A 17,110-nucleotide genomic window follows, 5' to 3' on the forward strand; every position below is an offset into this window, starting at 1 on the left:
TCCATTCTTGTTACCTGTCATTATATATCATTATGAGGAGTTATTGATTTATTTCAGGTGCTGGGAACAACGCTTCAAGTTGCTTATGATAGAGACAGAGGGCTAATAACTCAGAGATTCTTTTCAAATAAAAAAAGATGTATTAACTTCAAAATAAACAAAAGTGCGAACCCTCAAAATGATGAGGATTAGCACTTTTGTTATCGTCCTTACTTCAGTTCTAATCACTTAGTGTTATTGGACTACCTCAAACACTTCAGCATACTATCTTACCGTCACATTTAATTTGGATGATCTGGTTTCCCCTGATGAATTACGAAGTACAGCTTCATACTCATACGTACCAGGTACCCTTCCGGTGATTGCAGTAACTGCAGACTGTGCACTAGGCGTATGAGCTTGCAGCGATTGCGCATCGATCAAAACACCATTTTCGTAAAGTTCGTATTCGGTTGCATTTGTTCCCCACCATAGATTCATGGTGACATTAAAGTTGCCGTCACCGTCCCAGTTGTCATTCGACAGAACAGCTTGCCCTGGGGAAGCATCTGTGACGATGACTGTCAGTGGAACACTCATGGTTGAACCCAGTGCATTGATCAATTCTCCAGTATAGGTATAGGTACCATTTTTCTGTCCAGTAATATCCACTTTAACAGACTGTGCGGATGGGGATTGATCGACCAGAGAAATATCCTTAATCAATTCACCATTCTCATACAGTTTGAACTGATTGCCGTTATTGCCCCACCACAGATTCATCGTGACCGTGTAGTCGCCGTCTTTGAGCCCTGTGTCATAACCGTTATTGTCAGATAGCACTGGAGTCCCAGGGGCCCCATTCGCTAGCGGAGTTGTTATGTTAAGCCATTCCTCCCACTTAAGCAGCACACTTGTCTGCTCATCCGTAAATACGGTTCCTCTAGCTGCTTGAACGTCATTACCGTAGGATGCAAGCAATTGACGCGCTTTTGCTCCTTCACGATCGTTTGCTGCCTGTTTGGCCTGCTGTAACGTGTTTGTGAGCTGATCAGCAAGAATGCTGGCATTAGGATCGATCGACTCATCCGCGAAGGCGTGAGTCAGATTGATCAGGCTGTCGAATGTAGCAATAACCCCAAAACGATATTCTACCGTCTGTTCCCACCCAGCCAAGTCGGAAACGGTTGCCGTAACCTTGTTCAGGCCGGGCTCCAGTGTATACGCAGGAGTGTCGTGAAGCACACCCTCTGGTTCTTCCATACCGGATACCGAATCTGAGGCTGTATAGCCAATTTCCACGTACTGATCAATGCTGTATTCAGTTTGACCATGAATTTCAATGGTTGGAGGTACGAGATCAATGGATATGGACAAAGACTGTTCGCTCTCTTTGTTACCGTCGACATCGACACTCCAGTAGGTGATGGTATGTGTACCTTCTTCAGTTAGGGTCAACTGCGCGCCACTCACCGTTTCGCCACCATTGATTTGATAATAGGTCCCTTCAATTTCGGAATCTTCATCGTTTGCTGTGAAGGTTACTTGTACTGGAGAAGTGTACCAGTCGTTCTGCGATTCTCCTTCCACAGTTGCCGTAGTATGCGGGGCTCCCTGCTCCGGAGATTCCCCTTCCAACGTAACCAAATCAGATAGCGGTATATTCAATTCCTTCACAAGGCGTGCCACGAGTTCAGACACCTTGATTGCACCATTCATCTGCAAATGAGTATTGTCTTCCGTTGTGCCTACCCACATGAATATTGATTTGGTTCCTTCTGTGCCAAGCTCCTGGAAATACTCCCAACTGGCTTGGTTCAGATCGATGATGAGCGTTTTCGTTTCCTGCGCCGTTTCTTTCATCGCCTGTACGTATTCCGGGAAGCTCTTGTTCAGCACCTCTCCGGTAAAATCACGGCGGTTCACTGGCGTGACCAGAACTGGAATTGCACCTCTCTGCAGAGCACCGTCAATGTATTCTTTCAAATAAACCTTAAACTGCTCGGGCGTTAGATAACGCTCCGGACGGGACGGCGTGGAATCGTTATGAGACCACTGCATGAACAGATAATCGCCTTCATGAATGTCGAGTAAAATATCGTTGAGATATCCACCGACCAGGAAGGTCTTGCTGCTCAGCCCGCCAACTGCCCGGTTATCAATACTGACTTCATTCTTATCAAAATATCCATCCAGCGTTTCGCCCCAGCCCGCTTGCGGACGGTAGTTCTCTGCGTAATTGGCCACAGTGGAATCGCTGGCCAAATAAATAACTGGTTTATCGCTTGCGCTGTGATCTGGCAGGCGCTCCAGCTTCAGTGCATTGATTTTCGGTGCATTTCCAGTGAAATTGAAGTTAAACACCCCATCGATCAGGGCAATGTCATATGTTATTTCTTTGAATTCGCCCTTGGCAATGGTTGTGAGCGGCAGCTTTGTCATCTGCTCTACAACGACATTTGCACTGGTCGATTCTGCAGCATCTCCCATGGTCATCGTTACCCGGTAATTAGCCGGCTCCATCTCCACAAGGAAGGAGGTTCCGTTTACTCGTGTGAAATCCTCTTTGAGTGAATCTCCAGTTTCACGGTTCTCATCTCTGGTCAGCGCAGTATCGGCAAAGCCGTACCCGTTGCCTTCGATGTACGCTCTTTTGTCATCAACTTTGATGTATTCGTCGGCTGCGCTGCCGGAACCAAAGTCAAATTTGTATTCACTTTTCTTTTCACTCGGTTCACTTGTCAATGAATCCTTCGCGACAGTTAACATGTTAAACACATGGTCAACTTGAGCCTGCGTGGCTTCCGTATTGAATATAGCTTCCGCAGCTGCCAAAGCCCGGTTCACCACGGCCTTCGATGCATCTGTATAATCCGACAGATTCAGTGTTTTGATCTCATCGTACAGAGCGATTAAGGCAGTCTGATCGCCGCCCTCCGAAGAGAGCTGAGTACCTTCTATTCGCACGTTGTCGATCTGGGTAGTCCAGTTCAGCGTACCTCCACCGCCTTTTCTCGTTCCCAGGAATCGCATGGATCTGACGTTGTCCGCATATGCGCTGGAACTCAGCGAGATATCTGCAATCGTTTGGGTAACTGTCGGATCGGCCAGGTTCGTTAATGTCAGATCCAATGTTTTCTCGGCAAAATTAACGGTTGCATCCACATTGACCCACTGGTTCTTGGTAATATCTGTAGCCGTTCCCCCTTCTGGTATGGCTGTATCCCCTGTGCCATAGTCCGGATTATATGCACCGACAAAATAATGAATTTTGGTGCTTCCGGTTTTGGTATACAGCGTGAACAGGGCATTTTCGTTAGAATCCTGTATTGTGAGATGACCTTCTGATGGATAGGCACTCACATTACCGGATTGCCAGTCAAAGTTCACGTTCACCTGATCGCCGTTTACAGCATCGAACAGACGGAATATTTTGGCCCGATTGCCTGAACCTGAGCCCGCGACGGACAGCACCTTATTTCCAGACTGTTCAACTACGGTCCCCGTCATGGTTCCTCCAATACCCGTGGCATTGACCATCGCATAGTGGTAACCGGCAGCGTCGCCTTCAAAATCCTCCTCATATAGCTGGGCTTCCGGCTCTGGCTCGGGTTCGGAATTATCCGGGTCGATGACCAGCGGCGAAATGCTCAGCTCCATGTCTTTGACCGCACCAGCAACGAGTCCGGCAATTTTCTGTGCACCATAGCTGCTGAAATGCGTATTATCGTTGATCCCATTCGGGTATTTCGGATAATCACCCGGATTAGCATAGAGGAACACTTTTTCCGTAGCTGTATTTCCAATTTTGTCGTAGTAAGCAATACTCAACTTGCTGAGATCAATCAGCGGCACGTCCTGCTCCTCCGCCACTTCTTTTGCAGCCTGCACGTATGCCGGGAAGCTGACGTTGAATTCTTGAGTCACCGTGTTGAAATCTCTGCGTCCAACCGGAGTGAGCAATATCGGTGTAGCGCCGCGCTGTTTGGCACCGTTTACATAACGAGCCAAGTAAATCTTATAATCCTCAGGGGATGCATACCGGTCCGGTATTCCTGCACTCGCGTCGTTATGACCAAAGGAAATGAAGAAGAAGTCCCCCGGCTTAATTCGTTGCAGGATTGTATCGAGACGACCGTCTACCATAAACGATTTGCTGCTTCGACCGCCGATCGCATCGTTCACGACGACTGCCCCATTGGAGAGATAACGTCCGAACTGCTGGCCCCATCCTTCTTGAGGAGCCTGCGCTTCACTGTACGATTGCATGGTTGAATCACCAGCCATATAGATCGTTGTTGCCGCACCAGCCGTTTTCTCTGGATATTTCTCGATGATGACGTCTTGGATGTCTATCGCTGTACCCGTGAAGAGAAGATCGAGCTGTCCATCTACCACAGCAATATCATAGGAATACTCCAGTGGTGCTCCCGCTGTCACATTGGTTACGGCGAGCTTCTGGACGAATTCGGATTTGACTCCAACGTTCGAGTCATTTGCATCATTGCCCAATCGCAGCGTCACTTTATAGTTGGCATTTGGCAGGTCAACGGCAAATGTCGTGCCTGTCGCGACCGAAACCTGGTTTGCCCCTACCGTAACACCATTTGTATCCTTGAAGCCGTATCCAGGATCTTGTGCGTAGAGCGTATCCTGTATATTCGTACTTCCTGATGTAGTCTCTGTACCGAAATTAAAGCGGTAGACCGGCTCCAGCATTTCAGCTTCGCGAGTCAGCGTCAGATTGGCTTTAGGGAATGCTGTAGCTTCCGCTCCAAGATAAAAGCCGGTATGAGGCGGCTGGTTGTAGGATACATTTTGCCAGGCTACGCCAAGTCGATACACAGGGTCTTGCATCAGCGTAGGGATGCGGTAGTCTGAAGGAATGGTCGTCGTGTAGAGACGATACTCCGAACTATCTTCGCTCCGCAGCAGAAGCTCCTCACGCCAGTCGCCCAGAATGTCCGCCTGGAGTGCCGGATTGCCTTTGGTATGGTTGTTCGTTAACGTACCGGTTGCCCGGAAGATTTCATTCAGCTTCTTGTTTTGGTAGTCCCACTTATAGATGAGCGGAATTCCTTTGGCTGTGCTATTATCCCACTCATGGTCCAACAGCTCCCGCTGAAGATCTCCATCCCACCAGATGGCGAAATTGGCGGTTTTGGGCCCTTCGTCCACAGTGTAGATAGCCTCTCCGGCTGCTGAATAGGTATTGGTTACAGGTACACTTTGCCCATTGGTAACGGTCGTGGCCCATGATTCGTAACCCGGATAGTTCGGATCAATGTCCGCCGACATCCCGCGACCGGTGTCAAAACCTGTTTTCTCACCCCAGAGGATTTCACCTGTTGCCGCATCGCGCATCTCCAGCCCGTATGCCGCATCGGAATGCTCGTGCACACTTACGACCTGATAGCCCTCCCGGTTCGGATCGAGCTGGCCGGCGTGCATGGCGTCACCGTGGCCGAGTCCGGTGCTGTACATCAAGCTGCCGTCATCGTTAATGGCCAAGGCGCCAAACATAATTTCGTCCTTGCCGTCCTTGTCGACATCCAGCACACTTAGATTGTGGTTGCCCTGTGATTGATATTGTGATCCTGCTTCATTCGTGTCGAACGTCCAGCGCTTGACGAGTTCCCCGCCAACATAATCATAAGCAACAAGCACTGTGCGGGTATAATAACCCCGGCTCATCACGACACTTGGCTTCGTACCGTCCAGATAAGCGATGCCGCCAAGGAAACGGTCTACACGGTTGCCATAGCCGTCACCCCAATCACTGACGTTGCCTCTTGGCGGGTCATAATTCACAGTGGATACAGCCGCGCCAGTCTCACCGTTAAACAGCGTGAGATATTCTGGACCTGAGAGTATGTATCCGCCGTCGTTGCGATAATCCTTCGTGCCGTCACCAATGACCGTGCCTTGGCCGTCCTTTGTGCCGTCCGCCGTCTTGACAACAACCTCAGCCTTTCCATTGCCATCGAGGTCATACACCATTAACTGCGTATAATGCGCTCCGGCGCGGATGTTGACTCCCAGGTCAATCCTCCACAGCTTTGTGCCATCCAGTTTGATGGCATCGATATAGACATTCCCCGTATAACCGGCCTGCGAATTGTCCTTGGAATTGCTTGGACTCCACAGGAAGACAATTTCATACTCGCCATCCCCGTCCAAGTCAGCTACGGAAGCGTCACCTGCATAATAGGAGTAGGTTCCACCGTCCTTGGTCCGGCCGTCGGCCGGTTTATCGAGCGGAATAGGCAGATAATCGTTATGCCAGACCGATACAACCTCCGGCTGCATTTGCTCCTTGCCTGCAATGACGGTCGAAATCTGATATTGCGAACTGTCGAAACCAGTGGTGTCCACATAGTTCGTCACGTCACTTATGGGCGATGTGTTCACTTTGGTTCCATTTTTATATATGTTGAAAGCGATATTATCCGGGTCGTTGTTTAAATACCTCCAGCTTAAAAAAACGCCGTTGTCTACGAGAACCGCAACCAAACCCCGGTTTAGATATTCTGCCTGGCGACCCGGAAGGAGACTTGATGACTCTGCACGCGCCGGAGCTGGAGGTACAGCCAGTGAAATAACCATTAGGAATGCTAAAAAAGTTACAAACATCGATTTCTGGATGGAAACAGTTCTTCGGTACATTGAATTAGCTCCTCCTTATCTAAAAACATTTTTAGAATGTGGGGAAAGAAATCTTTTGGCATTCAGGCAGCCCCATGGAATCATAAGCTCAATCTGTCCTGCATGTTGTTTGTCGTTCGCTGTCATTTACAGCACTATTCCTTTGTTGCTTTAAAACTTGTTTTCACGATCCATAGAACACAAACTACAGTCACCCCCTTTTTAATGTTACCGCTTACATTCATCTTACAGGTCTAAAAAAAGACAGACAATCTAAAAAATGTGACGTATTATATAATATAATTGACTTTTTTAGGAAGGAGATTAACGATGGTTCATACGGTCTCTTACGCTTTTCGTAATGACGATACATCAATCATGACACTGGACTCTATTGGATGGCAGATCGTTTCAAGCGAGGAATATCGTTGTCCAAGTGACGATAGACCGGACCCGGGGCACGTCGTTTTTCAATACACGCTTAATGGTCAGGGTTATCTGGATATTGACAATCAAACAATTCCTTTACCAAAGGGACATGCCCTACTTGTTAAAATCTCGGGAGAACATTGCTATTACTATAAACACGAGAACAACGAACCTTGGGAATTTATATGGATCAACATTCGTGGGGATGAAGCGAGCAGAATTTGGGATATGATCCATGATAATGAGGGGCATGTCATTCTGCGAAACGCGGACTCTCCCTTGATTCAAGAGTTATGGCAAATTATCCATTTGATTCATCAGGAGAACGTGACGGACAAGTATCGTTTGTCCATGCAAGTCTATCGGTGGTTGCTTATCCTGGTGCAGACCAGTAGAGATGCGGAGAGGGATATCGGTGCCCTTTCAATAACAACGATCGAGAAATGTAAAAAGTTCATCCGAGAGAATTATGCATCTCCATTGACGCTGGATCTGCTGGCGAGCCATTGCGATATCAATAAACACTACTTGTGCAGGTTATTTCAGAAATCCGAGAAAACATCACCGCTAGCCTATCTCAAAGACAGACGCATTGAGGTTGCAATCCGACTACTCCGCACAACGGAACTTCCGATATCCCAAATTGGTCAACAATGCGGCTTTGAAAGTCCCAGCTATTTCGGCAAAGTTTTTCGGCAATATATGTCCATGTCGCCCAAAGAATATCGCATGAATAAGCTAGAGTTTCCTTATGAAGCTATTTATTATGAATAGCCACGCTTGCTGTTTGCCAGTAATCCGTCACCAGGCTCTTCTAATGTTTAATTTTCCGCTACGCAGTACCGAAGAAATAAAAAAGACGCTATAAATAGCGACTTTCGATGGAACTATGTTCTTATCCCTCAATATTAATCAAGAATGCGAACGAACTGTGGCTTATTTTTGATTGTTTTCCTCATAAACAAGGGCAAAAACTTGTCTCATTTGCTGCACCAACACGTGTCTGGAAAAAGTGGAGCATAGTGTCAAAAAGGCGAACAAATTAATTTCTTGTTTCCTGTGTTACCCCAGTAACTGGCTGGCGTTTTACAGTTCTGACGATCACCGACGCCATTTTACGTAAGGCTGGATCTAGTCTTGTAATCCAGGTCAACTGTTCTATCCTATCAATAAACCAAAGAGTCAGTACTAGACCGACTAGCGAGGCTAAAACAGCAACTGGTAAAGCCCATATTGAAACGGGATGGGCGAAGTAGGGAATCAATGAGACAGCTAAGATTGGAGCAGCGTTCCATTGGAAGAACTTTATCAGCGAGATTGTAAGAATTGCAGTGACAAAAAATGAAAACGCCCCTGTATCGATTGTATAAAAAAAGCTTCCAAGTGTCGCGGCAATTATCGCCCCAATACTAATCCGTCCTATATCTCTAATATTCCCCACTCGGTGTATAAACAAGAAACTGAATGCGCCAAGGGTCGGATAAAATACCATCCTTATCGATGGGAATTGACTGGATACATAATAGATAATCGCCAAATAGCTGCAAATAAATAACGAACGCAGAAACATGTGAAGTTAGACCATCCTTTCCGTCTATAAAAGCCGAGTTACTTACTCAGCTTTTAATACTACAAAAGGATGACGCTTCATGTCAACAAATTTCCAGAAGGGAACTTTTACGGCGTTTGCAGTACTCTTTCCGTCTAACTTAAATCCATTGATGTGACAAATCAAAACAAAAAAGTAGGTTTCATTTGTTCTTATTCTCCATTGCGTTCCAAATTCTCCATACTATGCGTGGATGGTTTAGTTTTGTTCCACTAATTGAAAGTTAAACAATGATTGGTTTAATCGGAAGTAAAATTCCAAAGAAGAGTCACTCGTTTTTCATCTTCATTCCAACTATCAAAGAGGGAGCTTGATTTCAAATGTCGTTCCTTCACCAACGATACTGTTAACTGTTAGTTTTCCGTTATGATCGCTTATTATTTTGTAACACATCATCAAGCCTAAACCTGTTCCTTTCTCTTTCGTGGTGAAAAAAGGCTCACCTAACCGTTGAATCAAAGTTTCAGGAATACCAACTCCCTGATCTATAAAACGAATGTAGATATAGTTCGTTTGAACAACAGTGACGATACTAACTTCACCGCCACTTGGCATAGCTTCAATTGCATTTTTTATAATATTAACGAATACTTGCTTGATTTCAATTTCTGAACACTTAACTAAGGGAAGGCTGCTCTCCATTTGCACATGAAATTGGATATTGTTCAAAGTGGCCTGAGCTTCTAATAGCGTGATGACATTCTGCAAGATAATCCCTATATCGTATTTTTTTAAGCTCAGCGAATGTGGCTTTGCAATGGTTAAAAACTCACTAATTATACTATTGATACGATCTATTTCAGCAACCATAATGTCGGCATATTCTGCATTCCAGTTTTCTTTTGATTGCATTAATTGTAAGAAACCACGTAAAGTGGTTAAAGGATTACGGACTTCGTGCGCAAAACCAGCAGCTAATTGGCCGACTACATTTAATTTATCTGCTTTTCGAAGAAAGTCTTCTGACCTTTTACGTTCAGAAATATCTCTCGTTATACCGGTCAAAGCAATTACATTTCCTTGAGCATCCTTTATAGGGGACATTGTTAAATGGATATAGATCATTTCACCGTCCCTTCGTTGTGTAACTGTTTCAAAACTTATCACATTCATTCCCTTTTGTAACTGGTTGCTTATTTCTACAATGTCAGATTTCATGTTTAAGGGTAGAGAAGAGACGCTTTTTCCAACAAGCTCCTCTTCAGTCCAACCAAATATTTTTTCGAAAGAATGGTTGACTCGTATTACAATCCCTTCTATGTTTGTAACACAAATACCATCAACGGGATGCCCAAATAAAGATTCCAAGAGCTCTTTCGTAGCTCTCAGTTCTTCCTCAGCTTTTTTTCGTTCTGTAATGTCTACGCAAGATGCAATTACCTCAATTACAGTACCTGATTGTTTGATGGGTCGTAATGACGCAAGGTAGAATATCTCTCCTTTTTCACCTTCGTATGATATCCCCTCTTTTCCTTGCCATGCCTCATTATAAAAGGTCTCTTTATATTCAGCCACATCATAGGGAAGAAAATCCCTAAGCTCCTTTCCTATAATCATTTCAGGAGACAAGCCAATTTTATATAGCAGCTGTCCAGCACAGAACGTATGTATAAATCGACCTTGCTTTAGTTTAAATTTAAAAGTCATTCCTTGTTGCTCCGAGAGAATTTCCCTATATTCCTGATCGGCGAAATTTAAAAGCTTGTCTCCTAGTCTTTTGTTCATAAGTTATTTTCACTCCAGATGAGAATCATTTTAAGGGTAGATTCGACGATCATATAACATATTCCTTCCAGATAATGTACTGGAGACGGTGAATGTCGTAGCTTAAATCTTAGAGGTGTGTAAGTTGAACAAGACCCTTGAATTCGTTTGTCAGCCTTATACAGACGCTAAAAAACCTTCCTAAGAAGCCGTTACGTCTAGACATTCTTCTAAAGGAAAGTTTTATTTCTAACATGCTGAAGCAAGCATCATCGGTTGGTTATGGATAATGGCTAATGCTCCAATTAAAATTGGCTATAGCGGGAGTACTCAATGGTGCGTTTCATTTAATCTAGGCTTTTTGATGTTATGCGTGCTTAAATAATAAAACCTTACTCCTCATCTAGCATTGCTATTGGGCTAAAAGATTCGTAATGAATATTCTCCTTAGGCACATTTAGTTTACTAAGTTTTTTTATAATATCCTCCATAAAAGGGGGAGATCCATACAAATAATACTGCGCTGGTTCTACCGGTTTTATTGAAGACAAAACATTTAAATCAATATATCCCTCTTTATCGAATTGGTGAGAGACCTTGTCCTCCTGCGTGGGTGATGTATAACATACGAAGCAATTTACATTTTTATTAGATTGCACAATCTCTGTCAAATGTGTTTTAAACGCATGGGTTTGGCCATTTTTGGTGGCGTGAATAAAACGGACCTCACGCTGGGGCTGTCTTTCCACGATGTCATTTAACATGCTGAGTAATGGAGTAATTCCAATTCCTCCACTAATTAAAACGACTGGGAATTCGTCTGTACTTAAAACGAAATCACCTGCGGGAGCAGAGAAAAGTAGCTTGTCCCCTTTTTGAATGTGGTCATGCAAATAGTGAGAAACAATTCCCTCTGGATCATTGCTTGCTGCATCCTCGCGTTTGACCGATATTCTGTAATAGTCCTTACCTGGCGCTTCGGACAGACTGTAATGGCGGATATGTGTGTAGGGTTCTCCAGGAATATCTGCTTTTAGAGTCAAATATTGTCCAGCTTTATATGAAGTAGTTATGGCCTTTCCATCCTCCGGCTTCAAGTAGAATGAGGTAATCTCTTTGGTTTCCTCTTCTTTTTTATCCACGATAAATCGCCGATAATCAGACCACCCACCTGCCTGTTTTTCAGTCTCCTCATACAACTCCTTCTCCATCTGTATAAAAAGGTTGGCAATATAACCGTATGCTTGCCCCCATGCATCCAAAATTTCTGGAGTTGCAGCATCTTCAAGCACATCTCTTACCGCTTGTAGTAATGTCTCGCCAACGATTGGATATTGATCGGCTCGAATACCAATGGCCCGATGTTTCTCGTTAATTCTTCGAATAACTGGGGTAAGTACCTCAAGATTGTTAATATGCTCGCCTGCAGCATAAACAACATAACCAAGGGCTTCCTGTTGGATTCCTTTCTTCTGATTGGTTTGATTAAAAATATTCATTAACTCAGGAGCACTGAGAAAAAGTAATTCGTAGAACCGTTTTCCGATTTGGTGACTATTTTCCTTAAGGACCGGCGCTGTATTTTTAACAATTTCTTTTGTTTTAGCATTTAACATGTAAGTTAATCCCTTCAGTAAATGATCTTCCCTATAGAGTATTGCTTTAAAGGGTAAGTGGTATACCCTAAAATTCCCAAAATGAATTCAGCGTAATATATAAGGGATATCCAGTATAGATCTGGAAGGCTAGCTGAACCTTCCAGTCGGTGACCAAAAGGAACATTTAGATGTGCTTAAGAGCGATATTGTACCCTCGACCAGGGTTATATTTTTATAAAGGACTAGATGATAATCCCTCTAAAATTGTAAAGGCGTGAGGTTTAGTGGACAGTAATGTCACACACGTTCCAAAGGAAGCCATCTCAACACATCTTGAATGGTTTTATCCCAAAATGCCCAATCGTGTACGCCCGGTTCTTCAGCGTAAGTGTAATCCAGTGAAGATTGCTCGAACGCTTCCTTCAGTTCGACATTAAGATCGTACAGAAAATCATTTGTACCGCAAGCTTGGTAAAACGCGGGTTTCGGACCAGCTGCGCGATCACAAGACTGCACAAGATGATAAAGATCGTTATCGGTGCCTGTATGCGGTCCGTCTCCGAATGCGAGCCGTAGAAATGGAGGAAACTCACCTCCCGGACCCGGGCTCCAAAACGGGAAATTACCGGTCGACAGTCCAGCAGCAGCAGCAAACATGTCAGGCTTGCTCAGCGCCCATCTGTATGCGCCGTAACCTCCCATCGATAGCCCAGCAACAAAATTATCTTCGCGAGCGTCCGAGAGTGGGAACAAGGACCGGGCAATCTGAGGAAGTTCTTCCATCAGGAAGGTGCCATACTTTCCTCCGTACGCCATATCCGTATAGAAGCTTAATTGGACTTGAGGCATCACGACAGCAATTCCCAACTCGGAAACATAACGTTCAATTGATGTCCGTCGCATCCAGATCGTATCGTCATCGGAGCCGCCATGCAGCAGCCAGAGGACGGGATGCCGCTCCCGGTTGACGACTCCCTTCATTCCGACTTGCCCCGTAGTCGCCTGAGGGATAATAACGGTCATTGACGTGCTGAGTCCTAACGTTTCCGAGAAATAATTGCATCGAATCATTGCCATTGTACATTCTCCTCACTTTTGATGAATTGAACTAAACAACGTTTTTAATATATTGTAACGGAAGCGCTTTCCTAACCATATACAACAAATCTGACTAATTCTCATTTCATAATTCAAGTTTTCAGAAACGATTACCGAAGTAAGTACACAACCAGTGATAATCTCTCCGACTTGAATATTTTCATAATTTATAAAATTCTCTCGCATTGAGGCCGAACAAACGAGTATGTTCCTTTTCCCCCCAATTTTCTGGAATCGCATGAAGGAGAATTTCCATGACCTGATCATATTCCGCAGCTAATAGACATACCGGCCAATCACTACCAAACAGCACTCGATTGGGCCCGAATAATTCCAATGTCTTGCGAATATAGGGAACAAAGTCTTCCAGGCTCCATCCTTCTCGACCGTTTTCGGTTACCATACCGGATAATTTGCAATAGATATTCGGATAAGTGGAGATTTCGGCCAAGTAAAGAGACCAAGGCTCCATCTCTCTACTAAGAATGGGCGGTTTGGCGATGTGGTCAATAACGCCACGAAGCTCCGGCACTTGCTGTATAAGTTTTAGAACTAAATCCATTTGTTCATGCCTTAATAACAGGTCTACTGGTACCCCCTCATCAGCATAGCTACGAAGCGCGTCAACAAACTTTTCACTCAAAATAAGGGTGGGGTCGGGCAAATCCTGGATCATAACTCTAAATCCTTTGAATTTTGGATGAAGTCGAAATTTCTCGAAGTGCTGCCTATGTTCCTTTTGGAGTAGGTCCAACCATCCTACAACCCCAAGAATAGATGGTGTCTGATCAGCGAGAGACAGGATGAAATTAGTCTCTTCAATCGCAGGTGCTGCCTGGACGACGATACTCCCGTCGATATGATGCCTGTTTAACATCGGCTCTAGATCCTTTGGTAAATAATCCCGATATAAGATGGGCAGGTCTGGAGTGATCCAAGAATAGTCCCCACGTTCAATCTTCCAATAATGTTGATGAGCATCGATTCGCATCAGAAATTGCCCCCTTCCCAATCTGACTAAACTATAGTTAATTTTATATCATAGAAGAAAGCAAAGTAATTGTTACTAAGTGCATTTTTATAGCTTATCTTGATGTTATGTACTCACGCTAAGGGAATTAGCACAGAGCTCCGAAACAAGAATAGGCACGTAATGTATCTATAGCTAAATTCTTAAATTCGTTTGTCTGCCTCATAATGATGCCAAAGTTCACCTAAATTCATTAACGACCATAATAATCGACAGCCTTCAGGTTTTATTCGTTATTGTTATTGTTATTGTTTTCATTTAGTTCAGTCCGATCACTCTTTTATCCCATACTCTCTTCATAAAACACTACTGACATACTGTTGTCAGTATCGTTTTTGTATAGTGATTAAGCGTGAAGTATTGAGAGACCAAAATAAATAGGATACTGAATTGTATCACTTATTAAAGGAAGGATGATATCTCGTGAATTTTGCTTCTGTACGCATCATTACTGATGACGTGGATCGCCTTGTCGAGTTCTATGAGAAAATCACGGGTGTTTCGGCAGAACGCCCTGCCCCAGTTTTTGCTGAACTCGTAATGCCATCGTGTACCCTGGCGATCGGCCACTCCCAGACGGTACAACTGTTCGGCGCTGGTTCAGCAGTCGCGGCCAACAATCACACTGTCATCATTGAGTTCCACGTCCACGATGTCGATAGCGAATATAAGCGCTTGAAGCCGTTTGTCGATGAGTGGGTAAAGGAACCTACCACAATGCCATGGGGGAACCGTGCAATGCTGTTTCGCGATCCCGACGGCAATCTTGTTAACCTTTTTTCGCCCGTTACCGCGGAAGCAATCAAACGGTTCAGTGGTAGGCATTGACGGTCAGCTTAAGTGAGTGAGGCGAATTTTGTAATTAGGTATTTTTACTGACTGATGAAGGAGACCATAGCGACTAGCTATGGTTTCTTCATTTTCCCTTGGATGCAACAAAACCCAAGTTAATGATCTTCACATGCCCGCCTATACCATTCGTGTAGTAATTGAACTATACCTTGGTCGTGTCCTTCCTCAACGACGAACTGGTCAAGCTTAGTTTAAAGTTTACCATCATTCGTAAAATTCACATTGTTCGCTCGCCATGTACAGTTAAACATTGGACCTTACATATTCTCCTTTATCCAAGAACGCAGCTTATCAGCATAAAAAGAGCGTTCATCTGGATCGGACTGAGTACCCTGTGACAGATAAAGTTGATCGTTCACATATCTAGGGTACACATGGAGATGATAGTGCCACACGTCTTGATTGCCAGCAGGCTCATTATGTTGCCGCGTTGAAATCCCATCACATTCATATGTACTTTTCATTGCAAATGCTGTAAGCTGAGCCGCGCGGTGAATTTCAACTGCGTAATCCAGAGGGAGTTCAAAGATGTTCTCGAAATGTTGATTAGGAACAACTAGAACATGTCCTTTATTGTTTGGCCACCATTTGCTCGCTATAAATGCCGTTACCTTTTCATTCTGATAGATGATATCCCTTTGTTTTGTTCCCCGATCTGGTCCCTCGATGCCCCAAACACCGCAAAATGGACATTCGTATCCTTCCGGCTTATGTGAAAATAATACTGTCATCTTTCTCATTCAACTCCTCTCATATTTTTCCAACCAGCTATTAGACGCAGGCAACTTCTGTTCGTTGCGCTATACTGCCCGTTGACTTAATGAGTATTAGTTATATGTCTGGTCGAAGCCCCCAGGTCAGAAAAGTATTTTTTTCATCTTCAGCACCTGTTTAAAAAAACCAAAAAAGCCGCTATTATAGCGACTTTGAATGGAGCAACGTTCCAGACTCGGCACGCCTCTTTAATTCCATTTAAAACAGCTCTGTTACGTCTCTATCTTGTAAAAATACTTATATCTATTAAGCTCCCTTACAGCTCCAGATCTGCCGCCCGGGCGTTCGCTTCAACCTGCTCCGGAGTTTTGCAGCCTGGAATAACGCAGCTAACAGCTGGATGCTTCAGACACCATGCAAGGGCCCACGAGGCCATGTCGACACCTTCAGGTACTTCGTTCTTTTGGATTTCACTCACCAGCTTCAGCTTCTCATCTATCTCTTCGCGCTCGCGTCCCTTTCTGACATTGTCATTGAACACTACGCCCGGCTTGTATTTTCCACTCAGGTAGCCGCTCGCCAGCGGGACTCTTGCCAGCACACCAAGATCCTGCTCCAGGCATGACGGAAATACTTTCTCTTCCGGCTTCTGGTCCAGACGATTATACACAACCTGAATAGCCTTCGCATTCAACTCGGTAGCCTTGCTTGTTTGATGCAGATTATCATTGCTTCCGATTGATATACCGAGATTTCGGATTTTACCGGCCTGCACCTGCTTGTCCAGCATGGTCCACAGCTCGTCGTTATCAAACGCTTCATCCGATCCGGAATGGAACTGATACAAATCAATATAATCCGTTCTTAGAGCTTTCAAGGATTCTTCCAATTGAACGCGAATCTGATCAACGCTCCATGCATTGGTCCAGTGATCATGCCACTGGTGACCGAACTTGGTTGCAATCACCCAATCCTCACGCCGGTCCCGGGACATAAAATCGCCGATAAAATTCTCTGACATATGGTGGGGTCCGTAGCATTCGGCCGTATCAATCAAATTAATGCCGAGTTCTTTCGCTCGGTAGAGAATGTCATCCACTTCTTTTTGGGTATAATCCTTGCCCCAGTCACCGCCAAACTGCCACGTGCCCACGCCTACAACGGATACATCCAGTTCGGTCTTGCCCAATCTTCTGTACTTCATTCTTCTCACCTCGAGATCTAATATGTTGGTCAAGTGACCAGATCGTACAATCGATATAATACCTAACCGATAACGCTTTCATGATAATGGATATCCTAATATTTATCAATCTAGAATCATTTCTGTTTTGTTATCCGAGAAGAGGGCTCCCGTCTATTAAAACATTTTTGAAATTAGCACCATTCGTCCAATTGTTGAGTATCGCTCTTCATTTTCTATGAAAAAAATGAGTAACCCCCGTCAGGATA

Annotated in this window: 10 protein-coding genes and 1 pseudogene; 2 read left to right on the forward strand and 9 right to left on the reverse strand. The window is 44.6% G+C overall.

The annotated features are described in order from the left end of the window. Nucleotides 1-264: 264 nt before the first annotated feature. The gene (locus AAIH57_RS06670) at nucleotides 265-6,645 is read right to left on the reverse strand and encodes a GDSL-type esterase/lipase family protein (RefSeq protein ID WP_430021018.1); all 6,381 of its coding nucleotides are present in this window, start codon (nucleotides 6,643-6,645) and stop codon (nucleotides 265-267) included. A 309-nt stretch (nucleotides 6,646-6,954) separates the two neighbouring features. Here AAIH57_RS06670 and AAIH57_RS06675 point away from each other — a divergent pair, with 309 nt between their 5' ends. Then, a complete protein-coding gene (locus AAIH57_RS06675) occupies nucleotides 6,955-7,827 on the forward strand; it encodes an AraC family transcriptional regulator (RefSeq protein ID WP_430021019.1) in 873 nt (290 codons plus the stop codon). A 268-nt stretch (nucleotides 7,828-8,095) separates the two neighbouring features. On the opposite strand, the gene AAIH57_RS06680 is transcribed toward AAIH57_RS06675, so the two are convergent. From AAIH57_RS06680 to AAIH57_RS06700, 5 genes are all read right to left on the reverse strand, one after another. Next, nucleotides 8,096-8,623, reverse strand: a complete 528-nt coding sequence (locus AAIH57_RS06680; protein WP_175398747.1) for a hypothetical protein — start codon at nucleotides 8,621-8,623, stop codon at nucleotides 8,096-8,098. Nucleotides 8,624-8,959: 336 nt separating this feature from the next. Next, entirely contained in the window at nucleotides 8,960-10,387 is a 1,428-nt protein-coding gene (locus tag AAIH57_RS06685) for a PAS domain S-box protein (protein ID WP_430021020.1), read from the reverse strand. Between the two features lie 371 nt (nucleotides 10,388-10,758). Next, nucleotides 10,759-11,982, reverse strand: coding sequence for an NO-inducible flavohemoprotein (hmpA, locus tag AAIH57_RS06690; protein ID WP_430021021.1), 1,224 nt, complete (start codon nucleotides 11,980-11,982; stop codon nucleotides 10,759-10,761). A 279-nt stretch (nucleotides 11,983-12,261) separates the two neighbouring features. Then, the gene (locus tag AAIH57_RS06695) at nucleotides 12,262-13,041 is read right to left on the reverse strand and encodes an alpha/beta hydrolase (RefSeq protein WP_430021022.1); all 780 of its coding nucleotides are present in this window, start codon (nucleotides 13,039-13,041) and stop codon (nucleotides 12,262-12,264) included. A 181-nt stretch (nucleotides 13,042-13,222) separates the two neighbouring features. After that, nucleotides 13,223-14,053 carry an amidohydrolase family protein gene (locus AAIH57_RS06700; RefSeq protein WP_430021023.1) on the reverse strand — a complete coding sequence of 277 codons (831 nt, stop codon included), beginning with the start codon at nucleotides 14,051-14,053 and terminating at the stop codon, nucleotides 13,223-13,225. 462 nt (nucleotides 14,054-14,515) lie between these two features. Here AAIH57_RS06700 and AAIH57_RS06705 point away from each other — a divergent pair, with 462 nt between their 5' ends. Beyond that, nucleotides 14,516-14,920: a VOC family protein gene (locus AAIH57_RS06705; RefSeq protein WP_430021024.1), complete on the forward strand. Its 405-nt coding sequence runs from the start codon at nucleotides 14,516-14,518 to the stop codon at nucleotides 14,918-14,920. Nucleotides 14,921-15,020: 100 nt separating this feature from the next. Here the strand turns inward: AAIH57_RS06705 and AAIH57_RS06710 are convergent. The 3 genes and pseudogenes from AAIH57_RS06710 to AAIH57_RS06720 form a co-directional block, all read right to left on the reverse strand. Continuing rightward, a pseudogene (locus AAIH57_RS06710) lies at nucleotides 15,021-15,201 on the reverse strand (beta-glucanase); the annotation flags it as partial. Next, nucleotides 15,202-15,684, reverse strand: coding sequence for an HIT family protein (locus AAIH57_RS06715; protein WP_430021025.1), 483 nt, complete (start codon nucleotides 15,682-15,684; stop codon nucleotides 15,202-15,204). A gap of 290 nt (nucleotides 15,685-15,974) precedes the next feature. Beyond that, a complete protein-coding gene (locus AAIH57_RS06720; RefSeq protein WP_430021026.1) occupies nucleotides 15,975-16,862 on the reverse strand; it encodes an aldo/keto reductase in 888 nt (295 codons plus the stop codon). Nucleotides 16,863-17,110: the final 248 nt, after the last annotated feature.

It is taken from the genome of Paenibacillus sp. MABNR03 (assembly GCF_050455445.1).
Classification (GTDB): domain Bacteria; phylum Bacillota; class Bacilli; order Paenibacillales; family Paenibacillaceae; genus Paenibacillus; species Paenibacillus xylanilyticus.